The sequence below is a fragment of the Actinomadura rupiterrae genome, assembly GCF_024172125.1.
Taxonomy (GTDB): Bacteria; Actinomycetota; Actinomycetes; order Streptosporangiales; family Streptosporangiaceae; genus Spirillospora; species Spirillospora rupiterrae.
Genome location: NZ_JAMZEA010000006.1, coordinates 596,028 through 611,579 on the forward strand (window position 1 = coordinate 596,028; position 15,552 = coordinate 611,579).

Annotated in this window: 11 protein-coding genes; 6 read left to right on the forward strand and 5 right to left on the reverse strand. The window is 73.3% G+C overall.

The genetic code is table 11. From position 1 onward, the window contains the following. Nucleotides 1-22: 22 nt before the first annotated feature. Genes imuA' through FHU30_RS23665 form a run of 3 tightly spaced genes read left to right on the forward strand, consistent with a single transcriptional unit; the run spans nucleotide 23 to nucleotide 5,650 of the window. Nucleotides 23-856 (forward strand): DnaE2-dependent mutagenesis accessory factor ImuA', encoded by an 834-nt coding sequence (imuA', locus tag FHU30_RS23655; protein WP_253878734.1) that lies wholly within the window; start codon nucleotides 23-25, stop codon nucleotides 854-856. Further along, nucleotides 853-2,376, forward strand: coding sequence for a DNA polymerase Y family protein (locus FHU30_RS23660; protein WP_253878735.1), 1,524 nt, complete (start codon nucleotides 853-855; stop codon nucleotides 2,374-2,376). The genes imuA' and FHU30_RS23660 overlap by 4 nt, the downstream gene beginning before the upstream one ends. After that, nucleotides 2,369-5,650 carry an error-prone DNA polymerase gene (locus FHU30_RS23665; protein ID WP_253878736.1) on the forward strand — a complete coding sequence of 1,094 codons (3,282 nt, stop codon included), beginning with the start codon at nucleotides 2,369-2,371 and terminating at the stop codon, nucleotides 5,648-5,650. The genes FHU30_RS23660 and FHU30_RS23665 overlap by 8 nt, the downstream gene beginning before the upstream one ends. A 24-nt stretch (nucleotides 5,651-5,674) precedes the next feature. On the opposite strand, the gene FHU30_RS47185 is transcribed toward FHU30_RS23665, so the two are convergent. Continuing rightward, nucleotides 5,675-7,138 carry a polysaccharide deacetylase family protein gene (locus tag FHU30_RS47185; RefSeq protein ID WP_253878737.1) on the reverse strand — a complete coding sequence of 488 codons (1,464 nt, stop codon included), beginning with the start codon at nucleotides 7,136-7,138 and terminating at the stop codon, nucleotides 5,675-5,677. Between the two features lie 236 nt (nucleotides 7,139-7,374). On the opposite strand from FHU30_RS47185, the gene FHU30_RS23675 reads away from it, so the two are divergent. Then, nucleotides 7,375-9,603, forward strand: coding sequence for a protein kinase domain-containing protein (locus tag FHU30_RS23675; protein WP_253878738.1), 2,229 nt, complete (start codon nucleotides 7,375-7,377; stop codon nucleotides 9,601-9,603). Here the strand turns inward: FHU30_RS23675 and FHU30_RS23680 are convergent. From FHU30_RS23680 to FHU30_RS23690, 3 genes are all read right to left on the reverse strand, one after another. Continuing rightward, nucleotides 9,563-11,707, reverse strand: coding sequence for an MMPL family transporter (locus FHU30_RS23680; RefSeq protein WP_253878739.1), 2,145 nt, complete (start codon nucleotides 11,705-11,707; stop codon nucleotides 9,563-9,565). The two genes, FHU30_RS23675 and FHU30_RS23680, sit on opposite strands and share 41 nt — an antisense overlap. Nucleotides 11,708-11,982: 275 nt before the next feature. Then, complete coding sequence (locus FHU30_RS23685; protein WP_253878740.1) at nucleotides 11,983-12,909, reverse strand: Ppx/GppA phosphatase family protein; 927 nt, start codon at nucleotides 12,907-12,909, stop codon at nucleotides 11,983-11,985. Between the two features lie 134 nt (nucleotides 12,910-13,043). Next, the gene (locus FHU30_RS23690; RefSeq protein ID WP_253878741.1) at nucleotides 13,044-13,538 is read right to left on the reverse strand and encodes an LURP-one-related/scramblase family protein; all 495 of its coding nucleotides are present in this window, start codon (nucleotides 13,536-13,538) and stop codon (nucleotides 13,044-13,046) included. 60 nt (nucleotides 13,539-13,598) lie between these two features. On the opposite strand from FHU30_RS23690, the gene FHU30_RS47190 reads away from it, so the two are divergent. Together FHU30_RS47190 and FHU30_RS23700 are read left to right on the forward strand one after the other, a co-directional pair. After that, on the forward strand, nucleotides 13,599-14,033 hold the full coding sequence (locus FHU30_RS47190; RefSeq protein ID WP_253878742.1) for a PH domain-containing protein: 435 nt from the start codon (nucleotides 13,599-13,601) through the stop codon (nucleotides 14,031-14,033). Between the two features lie 53 nt (nucleotides 14,034-14,086). Next, nucleotides 14,087-14,680, forward strand: a complete 594-nt coding sequence (locus FHU30_RS23700) for a DedA family protein (RefSeq protein WP_253878743.1) — start codon at nucleotides 14,087-14,089, stop codon at nucleotides 14,678-14,680. Here the strand turns inward: FHU30_RS23700 and FHU30_RS23705 are convergent. Beyond that, nucleotides 14,647-15,549 (reverse strand): ribokinase, encoded by a 903-nt coding sequence (locus tag FHU30_RS23705; RefSeq protein WP_253878744.1) that lies wholly within the window; start codon nucleotides 15,547-15,549, stop codon nucleotides 14,647-14,649. The genes FHU30_RS23700 and FHU30_RS23705 overlap by 34 nt on opposite strands. Nucleotides 15,550-15,552 lie beyond the last annotated feature (3 nt).

A 15,552-nucleotide genomic window follows, 5' to 3' on the forward strand; every position in this document is an offset into this window, starting at 1 on the left:
TGGCGAGCGCAGGGGAGGAACCGTGGCGGACGCGTCGGCGGCCCCCAGTCTCCCGCCGCATGCCGCGCTGCGGGACCAGCTCGTCCGCGCGGGCGCGCAGGGCGGGCAAGGGGTGCCGGTGCTGCCCGCGCTGCGGACGCTCCTGCCCGGCGGGCTCCGGGCGGGTTCGGTCGTCGGACTGGACGGCTCCGGAGCGGCCTCGCTGGGCGTCGCCCTGGTCGCCGGAGCGTCCGCCGACGCCGGTCCGCAGGCCGAAAGCGCGCCGGCGAACGGGTGGAGCGCGGTCGTCGGCGTCCCCGAGTTCGGGGTGCTCGCCGCGTGCGGCATGGGCGCCGACCCGCGCCGCCTGCTCCTGGTGGACGATCCGGCTGAGCGCTGGCCCGATGTCGTCGCGGCGCTGGTGGAAGCCGTGAGCCTGGTCCTGGTGAGGCCGCCCGAGCGTCCCGCGCCCGCGGTCGTCCGGCGCCTGACGGCCCTCGCTCGCAAGCACGGGAGCGTTCTCACGCTGACCGGTCCCGCTGTGCAGACCTGGCCGGGCATAAGGCTGAAGCTCGCCGTGACCGAATCCGAATGGGAGGGCCTGGGCGATGGCCACGGCGTCCTGGGCGGACGTCGTGCGCACGTGGTCGCGCAAGGCCATGACGCTCCGGGAGCCGGACGCCGCGAATGGCTGTGGCTGCCCAACGCCGAAGGCAAGGTCGAACCGGCCGAGGCCCCGCGCGCCCGCACGAGCGGCCGTCCTGTGCTGGAGGTCGTGCCCGGTGTCAGGAGCATGCCCGATGCCAGGAGCGGGCCCGACGTCAGGAGCGGGCCCGACGTCAGGAGCGGGCCCGATGCCAGGAGTACCGCGTCATGAGCCGGGTCCTGGTGGTGTGGTGCCCGGACTGGCCCGCGACGGCGGTCGGCATCGAGGCGTCCGTGCCCGGGGCCGTGGTGGACGGAGGCCGGATCGCGGCCTGCACCTCGGCCGCACGGGCCGAAGGCGTCAAGCGAGGGCAGCGCGTCCGCGACGCGCAGCGGCGCTGCCCTGACCTCCTCGTGCGCCCGCGCGACTTCGACGCCGAAGGCCGCATGTTCCTCGCGGTCGCGGCGGCCGTCAGCGAGCTGACGCCCAGGGTCGAGGTCGTCCGGCCGGGTCTTTGCGCGGTTCCGGCCAGGGGCCCGGCGACGTTCTACGGCGGCGAGGAGGCGGCCCGCGTCCTGCTCCAGGACGCGGTGGTCGAGGCGGGCTTCGACTGCGGCGTGGGCGTCGCGGACGGCCTGTTCGCGGCCGAGCTGGCCGCGCGCGTGCAAGGCGGCGTGGTCGTCCCGCCCGGCGGCGCGGCCGCGTTCCTCGCGCCCTACTCGATGTCGGTCCTGGACCGTCCCGAGCTGGCCGACCTGCTCGGCCGGCTCGGCATCCGCACGCTCGGCGACTTCGCGGCGCTGCCCGCCGGGCACGTCGCGGGCCGGTTCGGCGCGGACGGCGCGCTCGCGCACCGGCTGGCGCGCGGTGAGCCGCCCCGTCCGGTCGCGCCGACCGCCGCCTCGGCCGACCTGACCGTCCGCGCCGACTTCGACCCGCCCGCCCAGTCCGAGGAGGTGACCTTCGCCGCCAAGCGGCTGGCGGCCGAGCTGCACGAGACGCTCGCCGAGCAGGGCCGCGAGTGCGTGCGGCTGTCGGTCGAGATCGGCCTGGCGGACGGCCACGTCCTGCAGCGGCTCTGGCGGCACGACGGGTCGCTCTCGACGCTCGCTGTAGCCGAACGCGTCCGCTGGCAGCTTTCGGCATGGCGCACCGACGCGCCTGGCCATGACGAGGACGCCGTGTGGGGCGGCGTGGTCTGGCTGGAGCTCACCCCCGACCAGCTCGTGCCCGCGGTAGGCAGCCAGGACGCGCTGTGGGGGCAGAGCGGCGTGGACGAGCGCGTCTCGCGCGCCACCGACCGGATCCAGGCGCTCCTGGGGCACGGCGGCGTCGCGCGCCCGCTGCTGGTGGACGGCCGCGGGCCCGGCGAGCAGGTGATCAAGGTCCCGGTCGGCGACCTGCCGCCGCGCGAGATCCCGGACGGCCCGTGGCCCGGCCGCGTCCCCGCACCCGCGCCCGCCGTCGTCCCGGCCGAGCCCCTGCCCGCCGCCGTGACCGGCCCGGACGGCGCTGAGGTGCGCGTGTCGGCGCGTTGCGCGGTCTCGGCACCTCCGGCATGGGTCGCGGTCGGCGAGGCCCGCTCCGAGGCCGTGACGGGCTGGACCGGTCCCTGGCCGGTCGCCGAGCGCTGGTGGGAGCCCGAGCGGGCCCGCCGCCGCGCGCGGTTCCAGGTCACGACGGCCGCGGGCGCCGCGTACCTGCTGGCCGTCGAGGGCGGCCGCTGGCACGTGGAGGCGGCCTATGAGTAACTGGTTCAACCCGCCCGTCCCGTGGTCCGAGCTGGAGAAACGGCTCACCTGGAACGGCGGCGCGCGCCCGGCCCCGCGCGAGGAGAAGAAAAAGCCCCCGCCGAAGCCGTCAGGGCCGGAGAAGCCGGGGATCGAGTGGGCCGAGCTGCACTGCCACACCTCGTTCAGCTTCCTGGACGGGGCCAGCGATCCGACGCGGCTCGTGGAGGAGGCCACGCGCCTGGGCGTAGGGACGATGGCCGTAACCGATCACGACGGGATGTACGGGGTCGTGCGGTTCTCCCAGGCCGCCCGTGAAGCGGGCATCAAGACCGTCTTCGGGGCCGAGCTGAGCCTGGACATCGAGACCCCGCGCGCAGGAGAGACCGATCCCGCCGGACGGCACCTGCTCGTGCTCGCGCGCGACCCGTCCGGCTACGCGAAGCTGTGCTCGGCCATCACGACGGCGCAGCTCGAAGGCGGCCAGAAGGGACGGCCGGTCTACGACCTGGAAGATCTCGCGCACGCGCACGAGGGCAGCTGGGCCGTGCTCACCGGATGCCGCAAGGGCCCGGTTCCGGCGGCGCTCGCCGAGGGCGGTCCCGAGGCGGCCGCGCGGGAGCTCCGGCGCATGATCGGGATGTTCGGGCGGGAGAACGTCTTCGTCGAGCTGATCGACCACGACCAGCCCGGCGACGACGTCCGCAACGACGCGCTCTTCGCGCTCGCGCAGGAGGTCGGCGCACAGGTGGTGGCGTCCAACAACGTGCACTTCGCCGCGCCCGGAGCCGAAGCCCGCCTAGCCGAGACGATGGCGGCCGTCAGGGCGCGCCGCGCACTGGACGACATGGTCGGCTGGCTTCCCGCGAGCGGGACGGCGCACCTGCGCAGTGGCGTGGAGATGGCCGCGCGCCTGGCCCGCTTCCCGGGCGTCTTCGAACGGACGGTCGCCCTGGGCGCGGAGTGCGAGTTCGACTTTTCCGTGGTCGCCCCCAAGCTGCCTGACTGGCCCCTCGAAGAAGGCGAAACGGAAGCCAGCCACCTACGGAGACTGGTCGCGCAGGGCGCTCTGGAACGTTACGGCCCGCCCGACAACGAGAACATGCCCGGCGCCTACGCGCAGATCGCGAAAGAGCTCGACATCATCGAGGGCCTGGGTTTCCCCGGCTACTTCCTGATCGTCCGCGACATCGTGGCGTTCTGCGAGCAAGAGAACATCCTGTGCCAGGGACGGGGTTCCGCAGCGAACTCGGCCGTTTGCTACGCGCTCGGTATCACCGGGGTGGACGCCGTGAGGCACGGCCTGCTGTTCGAGCGTTTCCTCTCACCCGGACGCGACGGCCCACCCGACATCGACCTCGACATCGAGCATCGCCGCCGCGAAGAGGTCATCCAGTACGTCTACGACAAGTACGGGCGCGCGTGCACGGCACAGGTCGCGAACGTCATCAGCTACCGGCCGCGGATGGCCGTCCGGGACGCGGCACGTGCCCTCGGCCACTCCCCCGGCCAGCAGGACGCGTGGTCCCGTGGCATCGACCCGCGCGAGCCGGTCGGTTCGGAGACGCAGGTGCCGGAACCTGTCCGCGACCTTGCGCACCGGATGCTCAAGCTGCCACGCCACCTCGGCATCCACTCCGGTGGCATGGTCATCGCCGACCGTCCCGTGGGCGAGGTCTGCCCCATCGAGTGGGCATCGATGGAGAAGCGCAGCGTCCTGCAATGGGACAAGGACGATTGCGCGGCGGCCGGGCTGGTGAAGTTCGACCTGCTGGGCCTGGGCATGCTGGCGGCCCTGCACGACTGCTTCGACCTCGTGCGCGAGCACTACGGCCAAAGCTACGGCCTGCAATCCATGCCACCGGAAGACTCCGACGTCTACGACATGCTCTGCGACGCGGACACGGTCGGGGTCTTCCAGGTCGAGTCGCGCGCGCAGATGTCCGCGCTCCCGCGCCTGCGCCCGCGTCGCTTCTACGACCTGGTCGTGCAGGTGTCGCTCATCCGGCCAGGGCCGATCCAGGGCGGCTCGGTCCATCCGTACCTGCGGAGGCGTAAGGGACTTGAGCCGCCCACGTGTCCGCACCCGCTGATGGAGGGCGCGCTCGCACGCACGCTAGGCGTTCCGCTGTTCCAGGAGCAGATGATGGAGCTGGCCATAGCGTGCGCCGGATTCACACCCGCCGAAGCCGATCAGCTACGGCAGGCGATGGGTTCCAAGCGCGCACCCGAACGCGTCGAGCGGCTCCGCGAACGCCTCATGCGCGGGATGGCCGAGCGCGGAATCCCGGACGACATCGCCGAAGACGTCTACCAGAAGATCCTCGGCTTCACCGGCTATGGCTTCCCCGAATCGCACGCCCAGAGCTTCGCCCACCTCGTGTACGCGAGCGCGTACCTGAAACGGCACCATCCGGCCGCGTTCACGGCCGCCATCATCCGCAACCAGCCGATGGGCTTCTACAGCACGAACTCACTACTGGCCGACGCGAAACGGCACGGCATCACCGTTCGCGGCGTGGACGTCAATGCCAGCGACCTGCACACGACCCTCGAAGAGCCCGTCGCACCCACGCGCGCGCACAAGCACGCGCCGTCCACCCCACAGCCCGCCATCCGGGTCGGTCTGGCCAGCGTCCGCGATCTGGGCACCGCTACGGCCGAGGCCATCGCAGCCGGACGTCCCTACCGGGACATGGAAGACCTCGCACGCCGCGTCACACTTTCGGCGGCGGCGCTAGAGGCACTGGCGACGGCAGGCGCGTTCGGGTGTTTCGGCTTGTCCCGCCGCGAGGCGCTATGGGCGGCGGGCGCGCTCGCAGGGAACAGCCAGAACGCCATGGAAGGGGTCACGCCAGGGACCGTCGCGCCTCCCCTGCCCGCGATGACGCCGATCGAGGAGACGCTCGCCGACCTCTGGGCGACCGGCATCGCGCACACCCATCCCATGACGCACGTGCGCGAGGCGCTCGACGAACTCGGCGCGCTCTCGTCCGCGAGCCTGACCGAGCGGCCCGGCGACACGAACGTGGTCGTCGCGGGGCTCGTGACGCACCGGCAGCGGCCCCCTACGGCGGGCGGCATGGTGTTCATGACGCTGGAGGACGAGACCGGCGTGATCAACGTGGTCTGCCCGCCGCCGGTGTTCGCCCGGCACCGCGCCCTGGCCGTGGACTCCCAGGCCCTGCTGGTCAACGGGCGGCTCGAACGCGTGGACGGCGTCGCCAACGTCCGCGCGACCCGGCTCCGCAGGCTGCCCGTCCCGGGCCGCGTCCGCTCCCGCGACTTCCACTGACGCCGAGCCGGGCCACCCGCCGGGTCAGCCGCCGGAGAAGCGCTCCCCCGGACGGACGTGCCGGGCGGCGAGCAGGTCGGACACGGTCGCCGGCGTGTACCCCTGGGCCTTCAGACGCGCGATGATCTGCGGCACGGCGTCCACGGTCGTCCCGTAGATGTCGTGCATGAGGACCACCCCGCCCGGGCGCGCGCCCGCCACGGCGCGGTCGGCGACGGCCGAGGCGTCCCGGTCGCGCCAGTCCAGGGTGTCGGCGTTCCACAGCGCCTGGACGAGCCCGAGCGAGCGCGCGACGTCCGAGACGACCCCGTTGGACGCGCCGTAAGGCGGCCGCAGCAGCACCGGCGCCTGGCCGGTGATCTGCCGGAGGACGTCCTGCGTCTCCTGGATCTGCGCGTGCACCTGGATCGGCGGAAGCCGGGTCAGGTCGCGGTGGTCCTGCGAGTGGTCGCCGATCTCGTGCCCCTCCGCGGCCTCGCGGCGGACCAGTTCCGGATAGGCGGCGGCGTTCGTCCCAACCACGAAGAACGTCACTCGTACGCCCGCGCGGTTCAGCTCGTCCAGCAGGCGGGGCGTGTCGGGGCCGGGACCGTCGTCGAAGGTCAGCGCCACGCATTTCGCGACAGCGCAGTTGGGAGCGTCGGCGGGCGTGCGCGCACCCTCCGGCCCACCCGGCCCGGGAGCGTCCGCGCCGAGCGCGAGCCGGGGCCGCGGTGTGAGGGACGCGGCGCGGGCGCGGCGGCCGAAGTCCGACAGCAACGGCTCGAACGCGGACGCGGGCAGCGCCACCGCGACGCGGCCGGGCGCGGCCGGGGCAACCGAGTGGTCGCTGAACTCCACGACCAGGTCGCCGTCGTCGTTGAACGCCATGGACGCGAAGGTCTCAGGGGTCGGGGTGACGCGGGCGGGGTCGGCCTTCGCCACGATGCGCGCGCGCACGAGATCGGCCAGGCGTTTCAGGCCAGACGGGCCGTCCACCAGGCCGTCCGACCCGACCGCCTGTCCGGTACGGCCGTCGTACCAGTACGTGCGGCGCGACTCGCCCGCGTCCGCGCCCTGCGAACTCCACCCGGTGAGCCGGACGCCGACGATGTCCCCGGACGCGGCGGTCAGCGTCCACTGCACGTTCAGTTCCGGGACGGACGCGCCGGGCGCGGCAGACGTGCCGGGCGCGGCGGCGAGGGCGCTCGCCGCCGCGCGTCTGTAGGGGGCGGCCAGCTCGTCCACGGCCTCGGCGAGCCGCTCGGTCAGCGGCCGCGCGCCGGGCACGGCCGGGTAGGCGGTGTAGAGGCGGTGCCGCGCGTCCTCCTCGCTACGGGCGACCGTCTCCAGCCCGGGCACGGACGCGACGTCCACGGCGTGCGGCTGGGTCGTGTCGGACGCGGTCGGGCGGGCCCAGCGGTCGTCGCCACCGCATCCCGACGCCGCGCCCAGCAGCAGGCCCGCCGCGAGCGCGGCCGCGGCCCCACGCCATCGCGCCGGTCGCACGCCACCCCCACCGAATAATTCCGACGAATCAGACAGATCGGCAGGCTATGGCGGCGATCGCCGCCGCGGGAGGGCATCCGGACAGCCATGAACGAGGTTTGCCCCAGTCCCCTTTCCGCTTTACCTCCACTTGGCCTGCACTTGGCTCTGGCCCTACCAGTCGGGGCTCTGTCATCGTGTGACGGTCGGGGGAGTCCGCGGGGGCGGGCGCGGTTGAGGGACACAGGGTGATGACCATGGCGGGGCGGCCGCTGGGACCGGACGACCCGGTGCGCGTCGGCGCGTACCGGATCGAGTCCAAGATCGGCGAGGGCGGGATGGGCGCGGTCTACCTGGGCCGCGCCCCGGCCGAGGACGGCGGGGACGGCCGCCGCGTCGCGGTCAAGGTCGTCCGGCCGGAGCTCGCCGGCGACCCGGCGTTCCTCGCCCGCTTCCACGACGAGGCCGTCAACGCCGAGCGGGTCGCCTCGTTCTGCACCGCGCAGGTGCTGGAGCACGGCCGCGACCTCGGCCTGGCGTACCTGGTCACCGAGTACATCGAGGGCCCGTCGCTGCTCCAGCACATGAACCGGAGCGGCCCGCTCAGCCCCGGCATGCTGCACGGCGTCGCGGTCGGGGTGGCCGCCGCGCTGGTCGCGATCCACTCGTCCGGGCTGGTGCACCGCGACCTCAAGCCGAGCAACGTGCTGCTGTCGATCACCGGCCCGCGCGTGATCGACTTCGGTATCGCCCGCGCGCTGGACGTCGCGGTCTCGCACACCCGCACCGGCCAGGTCGTCGGCACGCCCGGTTACATCGCGCCCGAGCAGGTCCTCGCGCACGAGGTGACCCCGGCGGTGGACGTGTTCGCCTGGGGCTGCCTGGTCGCCTACGCCGCCAGCGGGCACAACCCCTTCGGGCAGGGCTCGTTCGAGATCATGATCGCCCGGTCGCTGCACGGCGAGCCGGACCTGACCGCGCTCACCACCCAGCCGCTGGCCGGGCTGGTCCGGCGCGCGCTCGCCAAGGAGCCGAAGCACCGGCCGAGCGCGCAGGAGCTGCTGCTCGGGCTGGTCGGCGGCGCGTCCGACGCGGCCGTGTCGACGACGCTGAACGAGGCCTGGAACGAACCGGTTCCGCCGGGCCCGTCCGGAGACGTCCGGATGGTCCCAGCCCCCACCCCCGCCCCCACCCCGGCGGGGCCCGGGTACACCGAGGACGTCCCGAACGAGCCGCCCGCGCGTCCGGCGAACGGCAACACGCACCCGCCCACCGAAGCCGCGGCGGCCCACCCACAGGCCGCAGCCGCCCACCAGCAAAGCCCGCCGCCACTGCCCGCGGCGTTCCAGCAGCATGGCGCGCAAGCGCCGCCTGCAGCGGCCCACCAGCACGGCGCGCAAGCGCCGCCCGCGGCGGCCCACCAGCACGGCGCGCCGGCGCCGCCCGCCAACACGGGCCCGGGCGTCATCCCATGGACCGAGCCCGGACGGCACGAACGTCCGAAAAGCCGCCGGACGCCCATCCTGGTAGCGGCCGGAGTCGCGGCGGTCGTGGCCGCGGGCGGAGGCGGCGCGCTGCTCGTGAACTCGATGCACGGGACCAAGACCAACTCGTCCGGCACCAACGGGCCGTACGGGCCGTCCGGCGGCCCGGCCGCGGCGGCGAACACGGCGGGCCTCCCGGGTGACGCGATGCTCGTCCGGCAGGACACCGCGCCCGGCTGGCCGCAGAGCTGCCACGCCCGGATCGCCCGGTACTCGACGTCCATGGGTTCGTCCGTCGCGGGAGTGACGTCGGGAAGCTGCGACATGCTGCCCGAATACTCGCCCGACCACACGAAGTTCGCCTTCACCCGCAAGACGGGCAGCGGCTACGAGGTCTGGACGGCCAATGCGGCCGGCGGCGGTGAGGCCAAGGTCACCGACAAGATCACCGGCGGACGCGTCGCCTGGTCACCGGACGGCCGCCAGCTCGCCTACATAGGCAAGGACGACAACGGCGTCACGCAGCTCTACACAATTCCGGCCTCCGGCGGCAAGGCCGCCCAGCTCACGACGGACGGCTACGCCAAGGACGACCCGGCGTGGTCGTCCACCGGGTACCTGGCGTTCTGGTCCAAGCGGTCCGGCGCCGAGCAGATCTACGTGATCAAACCCGACCGGCCCGAGCAGTGGGTGCAGATCACCAACGGGACGGAGCCGTCCGTCGATCCCGCCTGGTCACCGGACGGCAGGCGCATCGTCTTCACGCGCGGCGCCTACCCGTCCGGCCAGATCTGGATCGCGGCCTCCAACGGCGCGAACGCGCAGGTCCTCAGCCGCACCGGCGAGCACGAGATGGACCCGGTGTGGTCCCGCGACGGCAAGTGGGTCGCCTTCACTCGCGGGACCTACGCGTCGCCAACGGTCTGGGCGGTGCGCGAGAACGGGTACGACATGCGCAGGATCAGCCCGCAGGGGTCGTCTCTCGCTCATCCGGCCTGGTGACCTCGGCCGGGCGCGCCAGCCGGCTCGGCCACCACATGAGCCGGCCGACGTCCAGGTTCAGCGCCGTGACCAGCACCGACCGGACGATGAAGGTGTCCAGCAGGACGCCGAACGCGACGGTGAAGCCGAGCGCGGTGACGAACACCAGCGGCAGCGAGCCGAGCGCCGCGAACGTCCCGGCGAGCACCGCGCCCGCCGAGGTGATCACGCCGCCGGTCGCGGACAGGCCGATGAGCGCGCCGCGCTGCGTGCCGTGCCGCTTGGCCTCCTCGTGCACGCGCGTCATGAGGAAGATGTTGTAGTCGGTACCGAGCGCCACCAGGAAGACGAACGTCCATAGCGGGAACGACTGGTCCACCCCGGCGAACCCGAAGGCGAACTTGAACAGGACCGCGCTCACGCCGAGCGCCGCCGTGTAGGACAGCACGACCGTCAGCACCAGCAGCACCGGCGCGACGACGGCCCGCAGCAGCGCCATGAGGATGGCGACCACGACCACCAGGACGATCGGGATGACGAGCCACTGGTCGTGCCGGGACGCCTTGCTGACGTCGTAGGTGAACGCCGATCCGCCGCCGACCTTCGCGTCCGCGCCCTTCACGTCGTGCACGGCCGTCCGGGTCCGGTTGAGCGCCGTGAACGCGGCGCCGCTGTCGGAACGGGCCGTGAGCGTGCCCTCCATGTAGGCGAGGCCGCCCTTGGCCGCTCCGACCTGGTGGACGTTGACGACGCCCGGCACCTGCGCGGCGGCCGCCTGCACCTGCGGCTGCTGCGCCGCGTTCGCGACGATCACCAGCGGCGAGCCGGTGCCGGCCGGGAAGTGCCGGGTCAGCGCCTCCTCGCCGGTGACCGAGTCGGGCTTGCCGGCGCTGAACGCGTCCTTGTTGGCGACCGGCCCGGTGTGCAGCCAGAGCAGCCCGCAGGACAGGACGGCCAGGACGACCGCCGTGCCGATCCAGGTGATGCGCGGGCGCACCGAGATCCGCGTCCCGACGCGGGCCCACAGGCCGCGCTCGGTCGGCTCGGGCGTGCCGTACTTCGGACGGACCGGCCAGAACACCCAGCGGCCGAGCGCGACCAGGACCGCGGGCAGCAGCGTGACCTCGGCGAGCAGCGCGACACCCACGCCGACGGCCATCACCGGGCCCATGCTCTTGGTCGAGTTCAGCTCGGCGGCGAGCAGCACCAGCATGCTGATCGCGACCGTGGTGCCGCTCGCGATGATCGCCGGTCCGGCCCGGTGCAGCGCGATCGCCATCGCCTCGTGCCGGTCCTCGTGCCGCCGCAGCTCCTCCCGGTAGCGGGCGACGAGCAGCAGCGCGTAGTCGGTGCCCGCGCCGAACACCAGCACGGTCAGGATGAACGTGGACTGCCCGTTGACGGTCAGCCCGGCGTGCTTGGCGAGCAGGTACACCACCCCCTGCGCGGCCTGCAGGGCGAAGACCACGCAGAGCAGCGGCATCATCCACAGGATCGGGCTGCGGTAGGTGATGAGCAGGATCAGGATCACGATCGCGGCGGTGATCAGCAGCAGCGTCTTGTCGAAGCCGCTGAACACGTTGCCGAAGTCGCCGCCGTACCCGGCCGGGCCGGTGACGTGCGCGGACAGCCCGGGCGGGTCCCCGTGCTGGGTGATCTTGCGGAAGTCCTTCACCCCGGCGCCGAGCAGGTCCCAGCCGGACGTGCCGATCTTCACGTTCACGATCGTCTGCAGGGCGTGCCCGTCCTTGGACGGCGTCGGCCCCAGCACGGACGGGACGATCGGCTTGCGCGCCTCGCCCTTCAGCTTGCCGGTGACCGCCTTCAGCGCGGCCGCGTCGGCCGTCGCCTTGTCCCTGTCGGCCTGGGTGATCGTGCCGTCCCGGCGCTCGTACACCACGACCGCGGGGTACTGGTCGGTCGCCACGAACGGCTTGGACCGGTTGTAGACCTCGGTCGCCTCGGCGTTCTTCGGCAGCCACGACGACGCGTCGTTCTTCTGCACGTGGACGAGCTTGGCCGCGAGCGGCGCCGTGATGCCCACGACGACCACCCAGAGGACGATGACCGCCCACTTCGTCCAGCGTCCGCACGGCAGCCTGGAGATCCTGTTCGCGCCCGACATGGCACCCCTCGATGAACGTGGTTCCGCCCGGTCTCCGATCTCCAGTCCAACCCGGCCGGTCACGCACGGTCAAGACATGTCGCGTTATTCAAAAGAACGGCAAAGTTCTATGTCACAGGGACGCAGGTAGCCCGGTGTGACGCGTCCGGATGCGGCCAGTGATGAACCCGAGCCCCACCACCCCCGTGCGATGTGCTTCACGGGGGCCGACACGCGCGCCACCGGGCGAGGCCCGCGGCGTGCGGCGGGCCTCGCTGGAACGGTCCGGGGCCGGGTCAGCCGGTGATCATGTCGAGGCGGCGGAGGATGACGCCCTCGCGCAGCGCCCACGGGCACACTTCGAGGACGCGCAGCCCGAACAGGTCCATCGCGGCGTCCGCGACGACGGCGCCCGCGGGCAGCAGCTCGGCGCGCCGCTCGGACACGCCCGGCAGCGCGGCGCGCTCGGCGGCGGGCATCCGGGCGAGCTTGTCCACCCACTCGGTGAGGTCGGCGTGCCGCAGCGTGCGCCGCACGAACGGCCCCTCCGAGGACGGCGCGGCGCCGGTGATCCGGGCCAGCTGCCGGAAGGTCTTGGACGTGGCGACCGCGTGGTCCGGCGGCCCGTAGCGGGAGATCTCCCCCACCCGGCGGGCGATCTCGGCGCGGACGTGCCGGCGCAGCTCGCGCACCCGCTCGGCGGACGGCGGGTCGGACTCGAACCGGTCGCGGGTCAGCCGGCTCACGCCGAGCGGCAGCGAGATCGCGACGTCCGGCTCCTCGTCGATGCCGGCCGCCAGCTCCAGCGAGCCGCCGCCGATGTCCATCACCAGCAGCCGCCCGGACGACCAGCCGAACCAGCGGCGCACCGCGAGGAAGGTCAGCCGCGCCTCCTCCGGGCCGGGCAGCACCTGGATGTCCACCCCGGTCGACTCGCGCAGCCGGGCCAGCACCTCGGCGCCGTTGGCCGCCTCCCGGACGGCCGAGGTCGCGAAGGCGACCAGGTCCTCCACGCCCTTGTCCTCGGCGATGCGCAGCGCGTCCAGGACGAACGAGCGCAGCCGCGCCTCGCCCTCCTCGGTCAGCCGGTCGCCGTCGAGGTGGGCGGCGAGCCGCATCTCCTCTTTGTGGGAGAAGGCGGGCAGGGGTCGGGCCCCCCGGTGGGCGTCCACCACGAGCAGATGCACCGTGTTGGAGCCCACGTCCAGCACACCGAGTCGCATGAACGAACGCTATAGGGACCGGACAGCCGATACCGAATCAGGCACCGAACGCTATCGGTCGCGTCGCCGCACTTCCCGGCTCCGCCGCCCTGCCCCACCGCCCTGCTCCTCCGAGCCGGTCGGCCCTCCCCGGCTCAGTCGTCGTGCTTCTCCTCGGTCAGCGCGTCGACGCAGACGGCGACGGCCAGCACGAGCGGGATGTCGTAGCCGTCGACGATGTCCACCGCGTAGGTGTCGCGGACCCGGAACCACTTCTTCGAGATCAGCGCGACCGGGCCCTGGCCCTCGTCGCCCTCGATGCCGTACTCCTTGTCGAGCAGGTCGCCGCGGACCGTCCACTCGCCGCCGCCCTCGTGGTCGACCTTGAGGTGGTCGCGCAGCAGCGTGAAGTGCTTCTTGTGCACGGTCGCGATCTTGTCGCCGCCGCGCTCGATCACCATGGCGTCGTGCACGCTCATCAGCTTCTTGCGGATGACCGCCACGACCTCGCCCTCGCGGGTCTTCAGCTCGAACGTCTGCCGGATCCGCAGCGCCTTGCCGTCCACGAGGAAGGCCTTCTCGCCGTGCTCGTCCTCGACCCAGAAATCCTCGCCGATCCCGAACACCCGGTCGCGAATGAGGAACTTCATGCCCGCCTTGCCTCCGTCCCCGCGGCGGAGGGGTTCGCCGCTACGGCTACCGTGGCGGACGTGAGTGAGGACACGCAACCCGGGGCCCGGTGGCGGGTGCCGCTGCCGCAGACCGTCCTGAAGTTCGCGGCGACGGCCGTACTGGCGGTGTCGGCGCCCTTCTACGCCACCGACGTGCAGGCCCTCCTGCTGATCGGGGTCGCGGTGGCGGGCGGCGCGGTCTTCGCGCTGCGGGACGTGCTCGCTCCGGTCCGGCTGGAGGCGGACGCCAGGGGCCTGACGGCCGTCCGCGGCTACGCCCGCAAGGTGCGGATCGGCTGGCAGGACGTCGTGGCGATCCGGGTGGACGAGCGGAAGCGGCTGCTCGGCAAGACCGTCCTGCTGGAGATCGAGACCGCCGACGACCTGATCATGCTGAGCCGGTTCGACCTCGGCGCGGACGTCCGGGACGTCGCCGAGACCCTGGCCGAAATGGAGCCCCACCCCACGGCTTAGGGTCACCTAACATTCGGATCAGACACCGCCGACCGAATCGAGGACGCCCGACCGTGCGAGACAGCTTCTGGGGCATGCCGCTGTGGCTGGGCGTGCTGGTCGCCGTACTGATCATCTTCGTGCGCGGCCAGGTCTACTACTGGATCGGACGCGGCGTGGGGCCGCGCGTGTACACCTCCCGCGTCGGGCGGCGGATCGGCGAGGAACGGCTGCGAAGGGTCGAGGCGACGGTCGCGCGGCGCGGGCTCCTCGCGGTCGTCGCCGCGCACTGGATCGCCGGGGTCCGGCACGCGATCCCGATCATGGCCGGGGTGTCGAGGATGCCGCTGCCACGGTTCACGCTGGCGTCCGCGATCGGCGCGGCCCTGTGGACGCCGCCCTGGGTGGTCGGCGGCTACGCGGTCGTCTGGGGCTGGTTGAAGGTGTTCCGTGAGTCCCCGCTGCTCGCGGCCGGCCTGACCGTCCTGCTGGCCGCCGTCGTCGCCTCGCTGGTGGTCTGGCGGCGACGCGCGAGAACGTCCCGCGCAAAAAACGCCACGCAGAACGCCGCGCAGAACGCCGCGGAGGCGGCCCCGGACGAAGCCGGAACCGCCTCCGCGGGCGTTGCCGTCGATCAGGAGGGCAGCTCGTCGCCCTCCGCCGGGTAGGAGGACTGCGCGCCCTCCCCCAGCACGGCCGCCGCGCCGACGCGGGCCGCGAACCGGGCCGCGGTCTCCAGGTCGTCGCCGCGCGCGAGCCGCAGGCAGAGGGCGGCGGTGAAGGCGTCCCCGGCCCCGGTCGTGTCGACCGGCTCGACCCGCGGCGACGGGACGGACGCGGTGCCGTCGGGGGTGCCGACGAGCGCGCCGTCGGGGCCGCGGGTGATCACGACCGACTTCGGGCCGAGCTCCAGCAGCGCCGTGGCGAGCGTCTCCGGCTCGTCGGACGCCTCGCGCCCCGGCAGCAGGAACGCGGCCTCGTGCTCGTTGACCACCAGCGGGTCGGCGAGCGCGAGCAGGTCGGACGGGACGGCCACCGCGGGCGACAGGTTGAGCACCACGCGCGCCCCGGCGTCCGCCGCCGCGCGGGCGGCGCACACCACGGTCGGTTGCGGGATCTCCAGCTGGAGCGACACGACCTTCGCCGCGCCGATCACGTCCCGGGCGGCGAGGACGTCGTGCTCGGTGAGCCGCCCGTTCGCGCCCGGCGACACGATGATGCTGTTGTCGCTGTCCGGGCCGACCGTGATCAGCGCGACCCCGGACGGCCCCTCCGACACCAGCAGGCGGGACACGTCCACCCCGGCGGCGTCGAGCGCGCCGCGCAGCAGCGTGCCGTGGCCGTCGTCGCCGGTGCGGGCGAGGATGGCGACCCGGCCGCCGAGCCGGCCGGCGGCGACGGCCTGGTTCGCGCCCTTGCCGCCGGGCAGCGTGGCGAGGTCGGACCCGAGCACCGTCTCGCCCGGCCCGGGCCGCCGGTCGACCCGGACGACCAGGTCGGCGTTCACCGACCCCACCACGACCACCTCGTGCGCCATCGC

Bases quoted from the DNA above. Each gene is read 5' to 3' on its own strand.
- FHU30_RS23705 (WP_253878744.1), bottom strand. From the start codon at position 15,549: ATGGCGCACGAGGTGGTCGTGGTGGGGTCGGTGAACGCCGACCTGGTC.
- FHU30_RS23660 (WP_253878735.1), top strand. From the start codon at position 853: ATGAGCCGGGTCCTGGTGGTGTGGTGCCCGGACTGGCCCGCGACGGCG.
- FHU30_RS23665 (WP_253878736.1), top strand. From the start codon at position 2,369: ATGAGTAACTGGTTCAACCCGCCCGTCCCGTGGTCCGAGCTGGAGAAA.
- FHU30_RS23680 (WP_253878739.1), bottom strand. From the start codon at position 11,707: ATGTCGGGCGCGAACAGGATCTCCAGGCTGCCGTGCGGACGCTGGACG.
- FHU30_RS23685 (WP_253878740.1), bottom strand. From the start codon at position 12,909: ATGCGACTCGGTGTGCTGGACGTGGGCTCCAACACGGTGCATCTGCTC.
- FHU30_RS23675 (WP_253878738.1), top strand. From the start codon at position 7,375: ATGGCGGGGCGGCCGCTGGGACCGGACGACCCGGTGCGCGTCGGCGCG.
- FHU30_RS23690 (WP_253878741.1), bottom strand. From the start codon at position 13,538: ATGAAGTTCCTCATTCGCGACCGGGTGTTCGGGATCGGCGAGGATTTC.